General features: G+C 51.8%; 20 protein-coding genes. 8 read left to right on the top strand and 12 right to left on the bottom strand.

Translation table 11 applies throughout. From position 1 onward, the window contains the following. Together GKAS_RS07260 and cedA are read left to right on the top strand one after the other, a co-directional pair. Window positions 1-347, top strand: a 347-nt coding sequence (locus GKAS_RS07260) for a ChbG/HpnK family deacetylase (protein WP_035892994.1), incomplete at its 5' end; no start/stop codon positions are given. A 139-nt stretch (window positions 348-486) separates the two neighbouring features. Further along, window positions 487-726: a cell division activator CedA gene (gene cedA, locus GKAS_RS07255; protein WP_035892993.1), complete on the top strand. Its 240-nt coding sequence runs from the start codon at window positions 487-489 to the stop codon at window positions 724-726. 124 nt (window positions 727-850) lie between these two features. Here cedA and GKAS_RS07250 read toward each other — a convergent pair whose 3' ends face one another. The 4 genes from GKAS_RS07250 to hxpB all read right to left on the bottom strand — a co-directional run bounded on the left by GKAS_RS07250 (window position 851) and on the right by hxpB (window position 4683). Continuing rightward, window positions 851-2242, bottom strand: coding sequence for an L-cystine transporter (locus GKAS_RS07250; protein ID WP_035892992.1), 1392 nt, complete (start codon window positions 2240-2242; stop codon window positions 851-853). Window positions 2243-2419: 177 nt separating this feature from the next. Further along, window positions 2420-3010: a metal-dependent hydrolase gene (locus GKAS_RS07245; RefSeq protein ID WP_035892990.1), complete on the bottom strand. Its 591-nt coding sequence runs from the start codon at window positions 3008-3010 to the stop codon at window positions 2420-2422. Between the two features lie 89 nt (window positions 3011-3099). Further along, window positions 3100-3861 (bottom strand): 2-dehydro-3-deoxy-D-gluconate 5-dehydrogenase KduD, encoded by a 762-nt coding sequence (kduD, locus tag GKAS_RS07240; RefSeq protein ID WP_035892987.1) that lies wholly within the window; start codon window positions 3859-3861, stop codon window positions 3100-3102. Between the two features lie 153 nt (window positions 3862-4014). After that, the gene (hxpB, locus tag GKAS_RS07235; protein WP_035892986.1) at window positions 4015-4683 is read right to left on the bottom strand and encodes a hexitol phosphatase HxpB; all 669 of its coding nucleotides are present in this window, start codon (window positions 4681-4683) and stop codon (window positions 4015-4017) included. 135 nt (window positions 4684-4818) lie between these two features. On the opposite strand from hxpB, the gene GKAS_RS07230 reads away from it, so the two are divergent. Continuing rightward, a complete protein-coding gene (locus tag GKAS_RS07230; protein ID WP_035892984.1) occupies window positions 4819-5355 on the top strand; it encodes a YniB family protein in 537 nt (178 codons plus the stop codon). An 82-nt stretch (window positions 5356-5437) separates the two neighbouring features. Here the strand turns inward: GKAS_RS07230 and yciA are convergent, their stop codons facing one another. From yciA to GKAS_RS07215, 3 genes are read right to left on the bottom strand one after another with little or no spacing between them, the layout of a single operon-like run. Next, a complete protein-coding gene (gene yciA / locus GKAS_RS07225; protein WP_035892982.1) occupies window positions 5438-5836 on the bottom strand; it encodes an acyl-CoA thioester hydrolase YciA in 399 nt (132 codons plus the stop codon). Between the two features lie 15 nt (window positions 5837-5851). Continuing rightward, window positions 5852-6391 (bottom strand): septation protein A, encoded by a 540-nt coding sequence (locus GKAS_RS07220; RefSeq protein WP_035892980.1) that lies wholly within the window; start codon window positions 6389-6391, stop codon window positions 5852-5854. Between the two features lie 47 nt (window positions 6392-6438). Beyond that, window positions 6439-7182: a YciC family protein gene (locus tag GKAS_RS07215; protein WP_035892977.1), complete on the bottom strand. Its 744-nt coding sequence runs from the start codon at window positions 7180-7182 to the stop codon at window positions 6439-6441. Between the two features lie 518 nt (window positions 7183-7700). Between GKAS_RS07215 and ompW the strand changes: the two genes are divergently transcribed. After that, window positions 7701-8336, top strand: a complete 636-nt coding sequence (gene ompW / locus GKAS_RS07210; protein ID WP_035892976.1) for an outer membrane protein OmpW — start codon at window positions 7701-7703, stop codon at window positions 8334-8336. A gap of 96 nt (window positions 8337-8432) precedes the next feature. Here the strand turns inward: ompW and GKAS_RS07205 are convergent, their stop codons facing one another. Continuing rightward, on the bottom strand, window positions 8433-8924 hold the full coding sequence (locus GKAS_RS07205; protein WP_051910732.1) for a hypothetical protein: 492 nt from the start codon (window positions 8922-8924) through the stop codon (window positions 8433-8435). Next, the gene (locus tag GKAS_RS07200; protein WP_035892970.1) at window positions 8908-9714 is read right to left on the bottom strand and encodes a winged helix-turn-helix domain-containing protein; all 807 of its coding nucleotides are present in this window, start codon (window positions 9712-9714) and stop codon (window positions 8908-8910) included. The genes GKAS_RS07205 and GKAS_RS07200 overlap by 17 nt, the downstream gene beginning before the upstream one ends. 423 nt (window positions 9715-10137) lie before the next feature. On the opposite strand from GKAS_RS07200, the gene GKAS_RS24795 reads away from it, so the two are divergent. Further along, a complete protein-coding gene (locus GKAS_RS24795; protein ID WP_147281557.1) occupies window positions 10138-10722 on the top strand; it encodes a hypothetical protein in 585 nt (194 codons plus the stop codon). A gap of 155 nt (window positions 10723-10877) precedes the next feature. Here the strand turns inward: GKAS_RS24795 and GKAS_RS07190 are convergent, their stop codons facing one another. Continuing rightward, a complete protein-coding gene (locus GKAS_RS07190) occupies window positions 10878-12359 on the bottom strand; it encodes a UbiD family decarboxylase (RefSeq protein WP_035892968.1) in 1482 nt (493 codons plus the stop codon). A gap of 113 nt (window positions 12360-12472) precedes the next feature. Between GKAS_RS07190 and GKAS_RS07185 the strand changes: the two genes are divergently transcribed. Beyond that, window positions 12473-13351: a LysR substrate-binding domain-containing protein gene (locus GKAS_RS07185; protein ID WP_035892964.1), complete on the top strand. Its 879-nt coding sequence runs from the start codon at window positions 12473-12475 to the stop codon at window positions 13349-13351. Window positions 13352-13450: 99 nt separating this feature from the next. Continuing rightward, window positions 13451-14974 (top strand): EAL domain-containing protein, encoded by a 1524-nt coding sequence (locus GKAS_RS07180; RefSeq protein WP_035892962.1) that lies wholly within the window; start codon window positions 13451-13453, stop codon window positions 14972-14974. 9 nt (window positions 14975-14983) lie between these two features. Here the strand turns inward: GKAS_RS07180 and GKAS_RS07175 are convergent, their stop codons facing one another. Both GKAS_RS07175 and GKAS_RS07170 read right to left on the bottom strand, forming a co-directional pair. After that, window positions 14984-15616 carry a LysE family translocator gene (locus GKAS_RS07175; protein WP_035892960.1) on the bottom strand — a complete coding sequence of 211 codons (633 nt, stop codon included), beginning with the start codon at window positions 15614-15616 and terminating at the stop codon, window positions 14984-14986. A 304-nt stretch (window positions 15617-15920) separates the two neighbouring features. Continuing rightward, complete coding sequence (locus tag GKAS_RS07170; protein WP_035892959.1) at window positions 15921-16868, bottom strand: quinone oxidoreductase family protein; 948 nt, start codon at window positions 16866-16868, stop codon at window positions 15921-15923. 75 nt (window positions 16869-16943) lie between these two features. Here GKAS_RS07170 and GKAS_RS07165 point away from each other — a divergent pair, with 75 nt between their 5' ends. Next, complete coding sequence (locus GKAS_RS07165) at window positions 16944-17399, top strand: MarR family winged helix-turn-helix transcriptional regulator (RefSeq protein WP_035892957.1); 456 nt, start codon at window positions 16944-16946, stop codon at window positions 17397-17399. The last annotated feature ends 24 nt before the right edge of the window (window positions 17400-17423 follow it).

Raw genomic sequence — 17423 nt, 5'->3', positions numbered from 1 at the left:
TGGTGGCCGAGTTTGCGAAATCGAAAGGCATTGCGTTACGCGTTGACCGCACTATTCCGTATCCGTTTGAGTTACCGGAAGGGCTGCGCAGTACCGAAAGCTTTAGCAGTGAGTTCTACGGTGATGCCGTATCGGAAGCGCTGTTCCTGAAGGTGCTGGATAGCTCAATGGCACGTAATGAGCAATCTCTGGAAGTGATGTGCCATCCGGCGTTTGTCGACCGGACGATTATGGGCAGCGCGTATTGCTACCCGCGTCTGGATGAACTGGATGTGCTGACCTCTGAATCGCTGAAGTACGCGATTGCTGAACGAGGTTATCGTCTCGGGACCTACCGCGACGTGTAAGAAGAGTGATGTTTTACCCCCTAAACCCTTGCCCGGCAGTGTTCCTGCCGGGCTTTTTTGTGTATGACGCGCTCGGGTGAATCCTGCTATCATAAGACTTTCCTGCTTTTGCTATTACTGATTGTGAATTTAACTGCTTATGAAACCGCTTCGCCAACAAAAACGGCAGATTATCAGCTATGTACCGCGTACTGAACCCGCTCCGCCCGATCACGCTGTGAAAGTCGAAGGCTTTCGCGATGTCTGGTTACTGCGCGGCAAGTACGTGGCGTTTGTGCTGATGGGCAGCGCGTTTTGTCGCTCTCAGGCGTTCACCATCCCGGAGTCGGCCCAGCGTTGGGCGGTGCAGATGCGGCAGGAAGGGGAGATAGACGCGTAACGGCGTGATACCGATATAAAAAAACCGCTGGCATACAAACCAGCGGTTTTTTTGTAGCCCGGACGAGGCGTAATGCCGACTCCGGAGTCTCCCCGGCGTCGCTTTCGCTCGGCCGGGCTGCAGGTTAGCGGTGGGCTAACTCTGCGTCTTCTTCGCTATTCAACACGTCTTTGTCGGTCTGGCGCAGCCACTGGCTGGTCAGAGTACCGGCAGTCATCGAACCGCTCACGTTCAGCGCGGTACGACCCATATCGATAAGCGGTTCAACGGAAATCAGCAGCGCAACCAGCGTCACCGGCAGACCCATCGCTGGCAGCACGATCAGCGCCGCGAAAGTGGCACCACCGCCCACGCCTGCAACACCGGCAGAGCTCACGGTCACGATGCCAACAAGGGTAGCAATCCACACCGGATCCAGCGGGTTAATGCCTACGGTTGGCGCAACCATCACCGCCAGCATTGCCGGGTAGAGGCCAGCACAGCCGTTCTGACCAATAGTGGCACCAAAGGATGCAGAGAAGCTGGCGATAGACTCCGGCACGCCCAGACGACGGGTCTGTGCTTCCACGTTCAGCGGAATAGAAGCGGCGCTGGAACGGCTGGTGAAGGCGAAAGTCAGCACCGGCCAGACTTTACGGAAATACTTCAGCGGGCTGACGCCGTTAGCACCCAGCAGCAGGCCGTGTACCACGAACATAATGATCAGACCCAGATAAGAGGCGACAACAAAGCTGCCCAGCTTGATGATGTCCTGCAGGTTAGAACCAGCAACGACTTTGGTCATCAGCGCCAGTACGCCGTAAGGCGTCAGCTGCATCACCAGGCGAACCAGCTTCATGACCCAGCCTTGCAGGGTATCGATAGCGGTCAGTACGCGTTTGCCTTTCGGCTCATCGTCTTTCAGCAGCTTCAGCGCGGCGACGCCGAGGAATGCGGAGAAGATAACGATGCTGATAATAGAAGTTGGGTTAGCGCCGGTCAGGTCAGCAAACGGGTTTTTCGGCACGAAGGAGAGCAGCAGCTGTGGCACGCTCAAGTCGGCAATTTTACCAACGTAGTTGCTCTGAATGGCGTTCAGACGCGCGGTTTCTGCCGTACCCTGAACCAGACCTTCAGCGGTCAGACCGAACAGGTTTGTAACCAGCACACCGACCAGCGCGGCAATCAGCGTGGTAAACAGCAGCGTACCGATGGTCAGGAAGCTGATTTTACCGAGCTGAGAGGCGTTATGCAGACGGGCAACGGCGCTCAGAATTGAGGCGAAGACCAGCGGCATCACGATCATTTGCAGCAGTTGCACATAGCCGTTGCCGACAATGTTGAACCACTGAATAGAATCTTTCAGCACCGGGTTGTCGGAACCGTAAATCATCTGTAGCGCAAGGCCAAAGACCACGCCGATAACCAGACCGACCAGTACTTTTTTGGCCAGACTCCACTGCTTATGGCGCGTTTGTGCCAGTGCAAACAGCAGTACCACGAACACAATAACGTTCGCTATTAATGGAAAATTCATCCCCGTTCTCCTGAAGTATTATCCACGGCGTTCAGCGGCAATAAAGACAGCCGCGACGTGTGTTTTTTAGATCAAATCCGTAAAGATTTGTCTGGATGTGAGAAGGTTAACAGAAGTGTATTAGTCCGCTTATATCCAAATGGAATTGATTATGCCAAAAGTGTGAATTTCGCTGGATTATTGCTCAACGTGGCGACCGATAAAGCGGTTGAAGTCCGTTTGCAGCAAATTAATCATTGATGAGGACCAACGGACCGCGCCGTTATCCGGCAGGGACTGCGGCATAAAGACGGCATAGGCGAATAGCGCCATGCACAGCACACGCTCCAACTGGTTACCTTTGCGTGGGGCGAGAATGGGCAGGCGGAAACGCCAGCGGCATGGCCAGAGCAGCGGCACGCCAGCAGGAGTAAGCATGTCAGCCAGAATATGACTGAGATAGCCCAGCACCATCCCCTGAAGCGCATCGGCCGGAACAATCCAGCTATCGGGTACTTTCAGATAGAACAACGTCAACGCGCCAAAAACGGCGAGCAGGCTGTGGGTGAACCCGCGGTGGCCGCAGAGTCGGGCGATGGGTTTCGATAACCAACTCAGCCGCTGCCCAAGCAGCGAGCGCGGGTGGTCAATATCTGGCAGCAGACAGGTCAATATCGCCGACGGCACGATATGCCACCAGTCCCCCTGAGCGAGAACTGGCGTAAGCTCGGCATTTTTAGCAAACACCGCGCAGGCGATGGAAAAGAGCAGATGACCTTCCGCCGTCATGATAAAACCCGTTATTCTGTAAATTCATACAGTATAGGGTTTTTATACAGTAGGCGGAAGAGGTTACAGTGTAACTCTTTGTCAAAAAGTTAACGCGCCAGCCAGCCACCGTCGACGGCAATGGTGTAGCCATTGATATAATCAGAGGCGGATGAGGCGAGGAAGACCACCGGGCCTTTCAGATCGTCTGGCGAACCCCAGCGGCCTGCCGGAATACGGTCAAGAATCTCTTTGCTGCGTTCGGCGTCTTCGCGCAGCTGTTGGGTATTGTTGGTAGCCATATACCCTGGCGCAATCGCGTTAACGTTAATCTGGTGCTGCGCCCATTCATTCGCCAGCAGGCGGGTGATGCCGAGGACGCCGCTTTTTGAGGCGGTGTAGGATGGCACACGAATGCCGCCCTGGAAAGAGAGCATCGAGGCAATATTAATAATTTTTCCGCCGTCACCTTGCTTCATGAACTGCCTGGCAACGGCCTGTGAGAGAAAGAACACCGATTTGATGTTCAGATTCATCACCTCATCCCAGTCTTTTTCACTAAAGGTGAGTGCGTCTTCCCGGCGGATAGTCCCGGCATTGTTGACCAGGATATCAATGCGGCCAGCCGCGGCAACGGCCGCAGGCACAATATCAGCGATGCTTTCTGCCTGACTCAGGTCGGCCTGAATCGCGTATAAACGTCGGCCCAGCGCCGCCACTTTTTCAGCGGTTTCCTGCGGCACCCGACGGCTGACGCTCACAATATCGCACCCGGCTTCAGCGAGCCCCAGCGCCATGCCTTGACCCAGACCTTTATCACACCCAGTGACGAGCGCCACTTTGCCTTGCAGATTAAATGCGTTAAGAATCATGTCGACCCCTGTATGCGGTTTTTATCGTTATGAGAATGACCTACAGACGAAAGCATAGAAGGGCGTAGTCGAAAATTCAAATAAAAATAAAACAGTGTTTCATTTTTATGAGGTGGTTATCATTTGCGGGCATAATGTATGCCCGCACAACCATTACCCAAGAAGATTTTCGCGCGTGAGGGATTCGAGGGAAGACAGTTTGATATCGGCCAGGCTGAAACGCGGGTCAAGTTGGCTTTCAGCCGCGGGAACCACGATAGAGCGCATGCGTGCAGCTTTGCTGGCAATCATCCCGTTAACAGAATCTTCCAGCGCCACGCAGTTGAGCGGGCTGACGCCGAGCTGTGCCGCACAGTTAAGGTAGACCTGCGGGTGCGGCTTGCTGTAGTCCAGCTTATCGGCGGAAGCCAGCGCATCGAACTGGTCACGCAGGTCGAACATGGTCAGCACTTTTTCCAGCATATAGAGCGGCGATGCGGAGGCGAGACCGACCTTCAGCCCCTGAGCTTTGCAAAGCGCTACCGCTTCACGTACGCCCGGCAGCAGCGGACGCGTCTCTTCCACGAGGGAGATAACGCGGCTGATAATGCGCTCAACGACGGTTGCGCGATCCGGCCCCGTCCATGGTTGTTGCCCGAACCAGAGATCCACGACCAGATCGATACGCAGACCGCGGGTATCCGGAAGCTCATGACGGCGGGTGAAGTCTACCCCCAACTCGCTCAGGACTTCGTGTTCCCCACGATCCCACAGCGGTTCTGAATCAATCAATAAGCCATCCATATCGAAAATCGCGGCACGTATTTGACGCTCGGTGGACATAACTACCTCTCCTTTAGGGTATCGAGTGCAGCAATGGTATATCATATCGCGCGTAAAGTCGGGCGAAAGTCACCTTCAGCGGGTAGACTAAATAAGCACTTAGCCCGAGCGTAGGCGTCTTAACAAGGGGAACCCATGACGTATCAACAAGCTGGACGCATTGCCATCCTGAAGCGTATCGCCGGGTGGGTGATTTTTATTCCTGCAGTGATTTCAACGCTGATTTCCGTACTCAAATTCATGTACGAGCACAGCGCTAAACAGCCGGGAATCGATGCCGTCATGATGGACTTCGTGCACGTGATGGTCGAAATGATGCGTTTCAATACGCCATTCTTAAATGTCTTTTGGTACAACTCACCGCAGCCGGATTTCCATAACGGCCTGAATATTATGTTCTGGATTATCTATGCGCTGATCTTTGTTGCGCTGGCGCTGCAGGATTCCGGTGCACGTATGTCGCGTCAGGCGAAGTATTTGCGGGAAGGGGTGAACGATCAGCTTATCCTGGAGAAAGCGAAAGGGGCGGAAGGGCTGAGCCGTGAAGCGCTGGAAGCACGGGTTGAAGTGCCGCGTCACACGATTCTGGTACAGTTTTTCCCGCTCTATATTTTGCCGATTATCATCATCGTGATTGGCTACTTTGTGCTGAAGGTGTTGGGTTTCCTCTAAGGTTGGCCATGCTGCCGGATGGCGCTTTGCTTATCCGGCCTACAAACAACAAGCCCGGCGATAGATTGCCGGGCTTGTTGTTTTATGCACTTGGGATAGCGCGAGGCTTACCTTGCGGGTCAACCGCGACGTAGATAAACAGCGCTTCGGTGGCCTTGTAGCGCTGGCCAATCGGCTCCGACGATACTTTCTTCACCCACACTTCTATGTTGATAGTGACTGACGTATTGCCACGTTTTACGCAGCGCGCGTAACAGCACACCACATCACCCACCGCAACCGGGCGCAGGAAGGTCATACCATCCACGCGAACGGTCACTACGCGGCCATGGGCGACTTCTTTTGCCATAATGGCGCCGCCAATATCCATTTGCGACATCAGCCAACCGCCAAAAATATCACCGTTGGCATTGGTATCCGCAGGCATCGCTAAAGTGCGTAATACCAGCTCACCCTGAGGCGCGTCATTTTGTTGAGTCATGGTTCTTCTCTGTACTTACTTATGGTCGTCTTGCGGCATATGACGATAGATGTAAACGCCGCTCAGCACGGTGAAGACCAGCGTCAGAGCGGTTAAGCCAAACACCTTAAAGTTTACCCAGATTTCCTGCGGCAACCAGAAGGCGATGTAGATATTGGCTACGCCGCATAAGATAAAGAATACTGCCCAGGCCAGGTTCAGCCGCGACCACACGGTTTCCGGCAGGGTGAGTTCTTTGCCCAGCATGCGCTGGATAAGCGGCTTTTTCATCACCCACTGGCTCACCAGCAGCGCGCCAGCGAAGAGGGCGTAAATCACCGTCACCTTCCATTTAATAAACTCATCGTTATGGAAGAAGATAGTCAGGCCGCCAAACACTGCCACCAGAATAAAGGTGATAAGCGCCATTTTTTCAACTTTGCGGTAGCGCACCCAGCTGTAAATCAACACCACCGCAGTGGCGACGATCAGCGCGCTGGTGGCCGCATAGATGTCATAAATCTTATAGAACGCAAAGAAGACAACCAGCGGTAAGAAATCCAGAAACTGCTTCATACTTCGATTCCGTAGTTCAGCGCTGCCCACCGATGGGCAGCATCAGTTTATTGACGAATAAGCATATACACGCGGAATAAATAGATCAGCAACAAAGCCGAAACGAGGTTGCTAAGGGTATTGATCACCACAGCGCCGAGATAAGGAGTGAGTACGGCAAAGCTGGATGCCAGAAGCAACAGCAGCGTTTTTGCCAGCATCCAGCCGATAACTGCCGGTGTGATAAGGCGCCAATTAGCCCAACCCAGACGCGTACTGATGCGAACGGCAGAGAACACGCCAAGTTTATCCTGCACCATGATAATCGGCGCGAACGCCAGCACGATAGCCAGCAGAATACCTGGGACAATAACCAACATCATGCCCATCTGGATCAAGAAAGTGCTGAGAAAAATAAGCACAAACAGTTTCGGCAGCACCGGCGCGCTTGCGCCGATAGCGCGCAGAGCGCTCACGCAGTGTCCGGCGGAGATTAGCTGGATAAGCAGCAGGATCCCACCCGCGAGAACCGCATTACCAATAAGCCCCGAGAAGGTTGAAGCCGCAGAGGAGCGTAGCAGGATTTGCTGCTGCTCTGGAGTCATGTTCTGTACCAGATCGAACAGACCGGTGCTGCCCGCCAGATTATCCCCAGTGGTCAGCATCGCCAGCTGATCGTCGCTCGGAGAAAAGGCATGGCCGAGCACTACGGTGATAAATGAACAGAGCAAAGCAATCAGTAAGATGGTGACGAACTGATTACGGAAAAAATTACCCGTGTCACGGTATACGGACTGCGCCGTGATAGACATGCACTCTCCTTGAGTATGGCAGGTGTTGATTAGCCGGCAATTGTACCGCAAATCGCGTGGCCGTAGCACTCCCTACGCCAGCTGGGCTAAGTATATCTTTGTAAAAAGGAACTCATGATGTCGGTGTCAGAGAGTCCTGCAACGTGATTCCCCCATTTTCGCTCAACGTTCGGGCAGGAATGGTTAGCGCGGGTTGTGACCGAACAGGGGTTATAGGTCAGGCCCTTTTGACGGAGGGTTCCATCCCTGATGAGAGCGATTAGCAAACATCAATAGAATAATTAAGTATAAAAATCAGACTGTTCCATTCATCGCTATGAGAGTACAGCGTTAAATCATTTGCGCGAAATTTATGAAATTGATGTAGATATAAATTCTGTGAATTCGATGTGGGCAAAAAATTAATCTAGATCAATAAATGTTAAATATAATGATTTGGTGTGACTTATCTCGAGCAAAAAGCACTCCGTTATAGGTATATTCTCCGCGCTAGAAAAAACCATAACGAGGAAATGGATATGAAGAAGTTAGCAATGGCTGCATTAGTTTTGAGTACCTTTTCAAGCGGCGTCTGGGCGCACGAGGCGGGAGAATTTTTCATTCGTGCGGGTTCTGCGACGGTCAGACCGACAGAAGGCTCTGATAATGTTCTGGGCAGTCTCGGTGGCTTTAATGTCAGCAACAATACGCAATTAGGGCTGACATTTACCTATATGGCGACGGAGAATATTGGTATTGAACTGCTGGCAGCGACACCGTTTCGTCACAAAGTAGGGACCGGCCCTACCGGTGATATCGCGACCGTCCATCATCTGCCTCCGACGCTGATGGCGCAGTGGTACTTTGGCGACGCGCAAAGCAAGGTACGTCCGTACATCGGCGCGGGCATCAACTACACCACCTTCTTTGATAACGACTTTAACGACACCGGTAAAAAGGCAGGACTTTCTGATCTGAGCCTCGACGACTCCTGGGGAGCCGCAGGGCAGGTTGGTCTGGATTATCTGATTAACCGTGACTGGCTGCTGAATATGTCGGTCTGGTACATGGATATCGACACCAACGTGAAGTTTAAAGCGAATGGCGTGAACCAGAATGTCAGCACCAGACTGGATCCGTGGGTATTTATGTTCTCCGCCGGTTATCGCTTCTGATTTTCGGCAAAACACCGACAAAACTGGTCGTTATATGGCCAGTTTTTTTTCCACGTTTTCCCGCCTGAATCTTTGTAACGGTCCAGGCGCTTCATACTACAACTTTGTATTTACACATAGAAAAACGGGGGAGTGCAGGTTTTCAATAAGATAGGCGTTTCGGGTGGCGCGTATTTTTATGGTTCTTTTTTGCCCATCGGGAACATAAAAGAAATTCATCTTGAACTCATCGTCCGTTACTGAATCTTTCAGGTTTTTGGCATAGCGCATGTTATCTAATGAGATCTCACCCGGCGTCTTCACCTCGTAGTCAAATAACATCGTTCTTGAGATAGTCTGGGTACGATCGTCTTGTTTGATTTTCCCACTCAGGGCAACCTGTCCAGTATGGTTTCGGTGCAATCGGAAGGTGAGATTGATGGTGGCCGTTAGGTCAGGGTCTTTATAGGCCATTTGTAGCATAGTTGAACAATCGACATTCATGCTGCCTCGCGGTTGACGCGTGAAGAGCAAGTATGCCGACAGCAGAAGTGAGGCTATCGCAATGATAGCGGTTAAATACATCACCGGGTTACTGACTTTGTTCATAACCATTCCAGTAGTAATTCAAACATGAAATAAAACCATCACTGTTTGTTGTACAGCGGTTAATAAACACCCGGCCTTCCTTACCATAAAGATATGACTCTGATACCTGGTAAAGAAATACTGTCCCTGGCAGGCAAGATAGTCCCTCTTTAGTGACCATTTTTATGAAAATGTCTTTTTTATTTTCAGATAATGAATCTGTATTTTTCTGAGTGGTATAAACAGGGCAGTTTTTAAAATCAAACAGATGATAAGTCGATAATTTCTCAATGGGGTTATTCTCGTCAAGTAAGTGCGTTTTTTCACGGACTAAAAGACTCATCAAGACGACGACCAATGATAACGTTATGACTAATACAGAATAGAAATAATTAATTCCTTTATGGTTTTTAGACTTGCTCTCCCCAACCTCAGCATTATTGGCTACGTTGGCTAAAGTTGTATTGGTGCTCTCCTGAATAATTTGGACGTCTACGTCACTGCTGAACATAAACCCGATTCGTGGGATGGTCGTGATACATTCATCATGCAGACCAAAAGCAACGAACTGTTTTCTTATTTCAGAGATGTATTTATTCAGCGTGTTATTTGACGAGCGCAGACCATAAACATCCCAGACATTCTCCAGAATTTCATCACGAGCAACGACCTGACCTCTGCGCGCCAGGAGAAAAGAAAGCAATCTGCTCATCGTCACCGTTAGCGTGATGACGGTAGATTCATCTGCCGCGAGCCACATAGCTCCATCATCGGTTCGATACATAATTAATGAGCCAATTCTGAACACCATTACGTGTCTCCATACACCGCTGGGGAAGATATCGACACACAATTAACTTGTAGATATGCCCGTTGTTTACGTTTCTCCATTATCTCATACAAGATCAATCCAACAACGCATACGGATAAATGGTTTGTATTTTATTTATATTTAAGAATAAAAATTTGAATAATGGATAAATATCAATACAAATTGCTGTGGTAGGGCTGGGTAAGTAGGATTGATGTCAACCGCTATTCAGAGCGGGATAGACGAAACGATAAATAGAGTCGCTTGCCATGATGCCCTTTCTAACCAGCAAAAGGATTGTCGGCCTGAGTCTGTATCGTTATGTCTAAAAACTCAGGATATAGCTGATATTCGTTTCAGCTTCTAATAATAGATTAACGTTGGGGAGATAGCTGGCCTCTTCCTGATTGATGGAAAATGACTGTGAATTATTATATTGAGACTCGTAATCAATTCTTACGCTTTGCACTTGAAACGTTATATCAGCAAAACCAGTTCGCACAGGATACCTGTATCATCGACCTGACTTCCTGCCATTCTCTGCTTGAAGTCCTGCGTTATGTTCGACGTAATAATGATGTAAATCGATTTATTTTCATCGGTAATTCTTCTGCGGTTTCTCGGGCGCTGGTGTCACTCGTTTCTATAGAGAGTCATGCTCCAATCGAGAAGTATCATGAAGTAATATGTGATTGCCCTGGTATAAGCTACGGAGTCGCAATACGTTTATTATTGGCGCGCCGAAATATGGATAATTTTACCCATCGCGATAAAACGACGGTCTATGGGCTTTTGCTCAATGACTCAATGAATGAAGCCGCAAGGGTAATGGGAATAAGCGTCAAGCTGTTTTATATGCGCGTCAATCGGCTGGTAAAAGTGTTGAACATGCGTAGTAGTCTTCAGGTACACCAGTTCTTTCGATACGAATATCATCCGAGCTTTGTCAGGCGGAAAATGAATGAACATCACTGTGTATCGGTAAGACAATGGCGAGAAATCTGGTAAATAGCCAATAACCCACCTTAGCGGGTTATTTATTAGCAAGGCACAGTGCAAAGTAACTGATCCACTCTCATCCTGTGACTACAACGCTGGCAATGCCGCCCAGGCGACCTGGTACCTCTTCACCCCAAAAGGGATGAAGAGTGGCGTGACTTGCCCTATTTTTGGAAAAGCGCTGGTGCCCACGGTGTAGGGTCAACCTCCATAAAGGGGGCGCGTTCAAACTGGGATTTCAACGCCCACGGTACGGTGCAGTCAAATACGGTCTTACAGGTAATGCCATTTGCACGGATTGAATGGCTGTAATCTGGCGATTGTGATGGATCTAACTGGTGCCCGCGCAGCCCCGGCAGATTTGTGATGCTGACATCGCCCTGCATTCGGGTCGTCATGGCCCAAAGAATGTCGTCGCTGTCGAAGATATCCACGTCTTCGTCGACGAGAATAATATTCTTAAGCTCGGAGTAGGTGGCTAAAGCGATAGCGGCTGCCTGCCCCTGACGTCCCTCATCAGACGGTTGACGTTTTTTCACCTGCAATATACCGAGGAATTTACCGCCGCCTGCGGTGTGAGCATAAACGTTTTGCAGAAATCCTGGAATAGCCGCTTCGATAGCATTACGAATACTGGCCTCCGTCGGTAGACCGGCAAGCGTGGTGTGTTCTTCGCCAGGCCCCACCAACGTTTGCAAGATAGCGTGGTGACGCATGGTCACAGCTTTGACCTTGATAACCGGTAAGGAGGGGTTAGCGCCGCCGCAGTAGCCTGGGAACTCCGGCATTGCATGTCCGGTATTGGTATGCTGATCCTCTCTGACTCGCACGCCTGGCAGGATTTCACCTTCGATAATAATCTCTGCACGCGCAATGGCCTTTTCCCGTACGGAGACACCCTGAACCAGTTCAACAGGATGCTGACGTAGCGAGCCTGCAACGCCCAGTTCGTTATAACCAAATGGCGTGGTCGGGGCTTCAAAACAAGCGCCAATATAGATAGCCGGGTCGAGCCCCATATTAATGGTCACCGGCAGCGGTTTTCCTGCCTCTTCCGCTTTTTTGCGAAAGACTTCGATATGGCGCCCGGCAGCGAGGAATATGGAGAGCTCGTCACGCTCCTGCACGCAGAGGCGGTGAATGGTAACGTCAGTGAGCGACGCATCTTCTGGATCGCTCGCTAGCACCAGGCCAAGGCAGAAAAACGGGCCTGCATCAATCGGCGTGTTGGTCGGCGCTGGAAGCAGTTTGCGCAGGTCAAAATCAGGGTCGTCAGCGTAGAATATCTGTTCCTGGCAGGGCGCCTGTGAGGCTTGGACAACGACGGGCGCAACCGGTGTTTTTACCGCGTGACCGACATGCTGGGCGAGTTTGGATGGTTCGCAGCCTAACAGCAGCGCGGCGCGCTCCCGGCTGGCGTGCATTCCCACAAGAATACGAGAATCTGGAAAGCCTTTAATACTATTGAACATCATCGCAGGGCCAATGCGTGTTGGACGTTTTACCGTGCCGCCGGCGCCAATATGACGATAAACGCCTGCGAGTTCCGCGTTAGGGTCAACTGGGTGGTCGGTTTCAATATACTGACCGTCGTGGCGTTGTAACAACGCGATGGCGCTTCTGAGATCGTTAATCTGGTTTTCCATGTGCTTCTCCTGATTGTCGTTAACCCCATTCTCATCCGAATGCGAAATACCATCAATTGCATCATTCATGCTATTTTGATAAGAATTTTATTATCATTTTCTCGGTGGAACGTATGCAATTTCGACTGATGCGCAACTTCATCATCGTGGCCGAAGAGCTCCATATGCACAAAGCCGCAGAGCGTTTGAGTATGGCGCAGCCTGCGCTGAGCCAGCAGATTAAAACCCTGGAAGAACGCTTAGGCGTTACGCTGTTTAGCCGGGCAAATAGGCGCTTAACGTTGACACCAGCCGGTGAAGCATTCCTCAATAAATCCAGGATTGCCGTGTCGATGGCGGAGCAGGCGGTGATCGATGCCCGGCAAACGGCCAGAGGGGAACAGGGCATTTTAAATCTCGGATGCGTACCAAGCGTGATGCTCGACGGTAAACTTCCAGGCGACCTGCGTCGGCTGCATGCGCAATGGCCCGCTATCTCATTGTCAATGATGACGGGGAATGTGCAAACGTTGTACGCCGCCGTGCAACATAACCAGTTGGATGTTGCCATCATCCGCGCGCCGCTTCCGGCGTTACCGGATGATCTGCAAAGCCGACCTTTTACCTCAGAAAAAACGGTACTGGCGCTCTATACGCAGCATCCCTTGTCCACCTCTTCGGCGTTGACGCTTTCCTCCGTTAAAGACGACAAATGGATTTCTTTGCATGACCCAGAAGGCGTAGGGCTGGAACAATTCTTCTATGATGCCTGTAACAGCGCGGGGTTCCAGCCTCAGGTGATACAACACGTGACCGATGTCCTTGCCGTTATTAGCCTGGTCTCGGCGGGATTCGGCATTGCGTTATTACCTGCTTCTGCCAAGGCAGTCAGGGTCGAGAATGTTATTTATGTGGATATCATCGACAAGCTTGCGGAGAGCGAGTTAACGCTGGTATGCCACAGAATCATTCGCTCGGAGGTGCTAAATAAATTTCTGAGGAACCTTAAATAGCCGCAGCCTGTCGTGTATGGCATTTCTGCGTGTTATCGACCATGCTTACGGTATAACCAACAACGCTACGGTTTCCTTACTCACGGCCTGGTGACGTTAATGCGCAATATCCTCATTCCCGTCTGTGCCGCGATACTTCTTCTGGTTGCCGGTGTTTTTATTCTTAATGCCCAGCTCTGGTATTCGCTTCGGGAGGATCGCTTAGCTGGCGCGCGTTATGCTGCACAAAATATTGCCACTATTCTTAACGAAGCAAAGGATGCAACTCGCGTAGCGGTTGAGGTTAGCACTCGGGGATGTGATTCCGCAGGGCAATACCAGTTGGGGACCGAGGCGGCGGTGCAGCCGCACCTAAGGACGTTAGTAATCCTCAGTGAGGAGAAGGTCTGGTGTACGTCGTTGCCCGGTAATAATGTGCTGCTTCGACACCTGGATACGATCCCCGAAAAAGAGCTGTCGCTGATTCCCGCAAAAAATGCGGTTGATAACCGGCCTGTGATGCTATTTCAACGACATTTTGCGGGAAAACGCATTATTGTTAGCGTCAGCGATCGCAATATACGCGACGCCATGAATACGCCCCTACGCTACGTAAACTATTCGTTAGCGGTGGGCAATCAGGTGATGGGCATGAGCGGCGATATTACTACGCGGGTGGAAAATGCACCCGGGCGCGGCACCATCGAGGCGACTGCCTATCCTTTTAGCATTCAGTACAATCTCCCACCGTTGTTTAGCGCGAGCCGCCTGATTCACCAGGGCGGTGGGATCCTTATCTTCTTGCTGTTGATGTCCTGCATTGCCGCCTACGCGCTGTACAAATACCTTAACAAAAGCACAACCCCAGAAGAGTCATTGCGCAGGGCCATCGCGAAAGGTGAAATTGTGCCTTTCTATCAGCCTATCATGAACGGTAGGGAGGGTACCGTGCGGGGTATTGAGGTGCTGGCGCGCTGGAAGCATCCGAAAGCGGGCTTTATTTCGCCTTCGGTCTTTATTCCTGCTGCCGAAAAGTCAGGGCTGATCGTTGCGTTGACGCGTAGCCTGATGACTCAGGTCGTGGCGCATATGAATGCAATTGAAAGCAAGCTGCCGGAAGGGTTCCATGTGGGGATTAATTTCAGCGCATCGCATATAACTTCGCCAACGTTTGTTGCCGAGTGCCTTGAATATAAAAAGAATTTCATACGAAAAGATCTGAATCTGGTGATTGAAGTGACGGAGCGCGAGCCGCTGCATGTCGATGAGCACCTGATTCAGACGCTGAACGTGCTACATGAAAGCGGGTTTACTATCGCGCTCGACGATTTTGGTACTGGATACTCCGGGCTCTCTTATTTGCACGACCTGCATATCGATTACATCAAAATCGATCAGAGCTTTGTTGGCAGGGTGAATGCCTATAAGGACTCCACGCTTATCCTCGACTCCGTACTGGAGCTAGCACGAAAACTCTCTATCAGCATTGTCGCGGAAGGCGTCGAAACGCAGGCCCAACTTGACTATCTCAGCCGTAACAACATCACGTTCCTGCAGGGGTATTATTTTTATAAACCGGTCTCTTTACCCGAGCTTGTGAAAATTCTGCTGTCGAAGCCAAAAGTGAAAGTTGTCGTGGAATAATTCCCGCCGCTAGCGGCGGGATTCAGTGGCAATCTTAATCGCCAGCCCCGTTAATACGCCCCCCATTAACCAACGCTGGATGGTGCCAAACGACGGACGGCGCACCAGAAATAGCGCAATGGTGCCCGCTGAAATTGCCACTAGCGCGTTAATTGACACGCTGATAACGATTTGCGTCATGCCCAGCATCAGCGACTGCGTCAGCACGCTGCCCTGCATGGGGTTAATAAACTGCGGCAGGAGAGAAAGGTAGACGATGGCGATTTTGGGGTTGAGCAGATTGGTCAGAAAGCCCATCAGGAACAGCTTGCGCGGACTGTGCTTAGGCAGTTCTTTTAGCTGGAACGGTGAGCGCCCGCCGGGGCGTACCGACTGCCATGCCATCCACAGCAGATAGATGACGCCGGCAATGCGCAGCGCGTCATAGGCGTAGGGTACTGCCATCATCAGCGCGGTTAAGCCAAAGGCGGCGCTGACCATATAGAAGATAAAGCCCAGCGCAACGCCGCCAAGTGAGACCAGCCCCGCAGCACGCCCCTGAGAAATGGAACGTGAAATCAGGTAGATCATATTAGGGCCAGGGGTAAGCGCCATGCCGAGTGACACGAAGGCGAAGGCGAGAATGTTGTGGGACTCTGACATGGGTAACTCCATCGGGGCGAGGAGTTTTTATACTACGACGTCTAATGAATACGGGCGAGACAATTGTTGGTAGGGGCTGCTCCCGGCGGCGCTTCGCGTAGCCCGGGCGAGGCGTTTACGCCGACCCCGGGGCTGGCATGGGGCCAAAAAAAAGCCCGCATAGAATGCGGGCAAAAATACTGGAAGCAATGTGAGCAATGTCGTACCGAATACCTGAGTGATTTGCTCAACTATTCGGTAATGAGAAAGATAATATTTCTCATTTAAGATATCAACCCTATCTTTTGTGTGAAAGCGATTTTTTTTAATCGAGGGTGAAAACGGTGCGTTTCTGACTGTTGTCCTGCGACCATGCGGAGGCGACATCGCGCAGGGGAACGGGGGTGGTGGCGATGGTAAAACCACCGGCAACGGCGGCATGTAACATTTCGCCGGTTGCCTGCAAAAGCTGAGGCATCGACAGGCTGCCAATACCGCTTCCCATCAGCTGTAATGGGGCAGAGCGCAATACCGCACTGTTAAGCGCAATATCGCTTCCTGCAAGTGACCCCACCTGAACATAGCGAAGGGGGGCGTTGCCCGGGCTGTATTTGGCAAGCGCAGGCAGCATCAGCTCGGCGCTATGTCCCCAAAGATAATCGATAACCACGTCAATGCCCTGATTGGCCTGCACCGCAAACTCGGCGCTGAGAGCGGTGTCATCGCCGGTTAGCAGGATAGTGGCATCGGCGTTCAACGCGGCGAGTGCACTGGCATTGCGCCCGGTCGCAATCACTTTTTTTGCGCCAAGGTAGCGAGCAATCTGCACCGCGAGCTGTCCCGCGCTGCCGGTCGCGCCGTTCACCAGCACGGTTTCACCCGCCTCAAATTTTGCGCGTTTGACCAGCGCTGCCCATGCGGACATTCCCGGATTTGCCATCGCGGCGGCGGTCACATCGTCTAAGCCATCCGGCAGCGCAAAGCAGTTCTGGGAAGCAACGGGCGCGTATTGTGCCATGCTGCCCCACGGAGACGCGGGGAAGGCGAAATAGACCCGCTCGCCAGAGGGGAGTGTGCCGGTGCCGTCGATACCGACGACAAACGGCAGCGTGCCGTCAAAACTGTAGTGCTTCCCGCAAGCGCGACTCTTAACAACATGGCTAATCGCGGCGGCGCGTACGCGAATTAACGTTTGCTGCTCGCCGACCTGCGGTTCATTAAAATCGGCCCAAATAGGGCCTTGGGCGAGGTCAAAGACCACGGCTGCTTTCATAATTTTGTCTCCATAGGGTATTTATGTGTAAAATGCACATATCAGATAACGGCACTATACTCGGTTGGAAAATATATGCAATGTGCACATAATGATTATGACATTACGACGTTTCACGGCGCGCTGCTGGATATCATCGGTGTAATGAACCAGCCCGCCCGCGATGAGCAGCTGTTACAGGCCGCGGGCGTTCAGCTGGAACAGCTGCTGTTTCCGCTGCTGGTGGCGATTGGCCGCCGTGGGCCGATAGGCGTGGTGGAGCTGGCGGATAATCTTGGGCGGGATTACACCACCGTCAGCCGTCAGGTGAAAAAGCTGGAAGCGCAGGGGCTGGCGCACAAGCAGCCGAACGCGAACGACAGGCGAATTAGCGAAGTGACGTTGAGCGAACAGGGACAGGCGATTTTTGCGCAGATTGCGCGGGCGCGACAGAAACTGATGAATCAGGTGCTGGCAAACTGGTCACCGGATGAGGTACAGGCGCTGTTCACGCTGACGCGCAAATATGCCGACAGCTTACAGCAGCAATAAGCCGCCTGACGAGCGCCAGGCGGC

This window comes from Kluyvera ascorbata ATCC 33433 (assembly GCF_000735365.1).
Classification (GTDB): domain Bacteria; phylum Pseudomonadota; class Gammaproteobacteria; order Enterobacterales; family Enterobacteriaceae; genus Kluyvera; species Kluyvera ascorbata.
The sequence above is the reverse complement of the archived record's forward strand: the minus strand, read 5'-3'. Positions and strand labels throughout refer to the sequence as shown.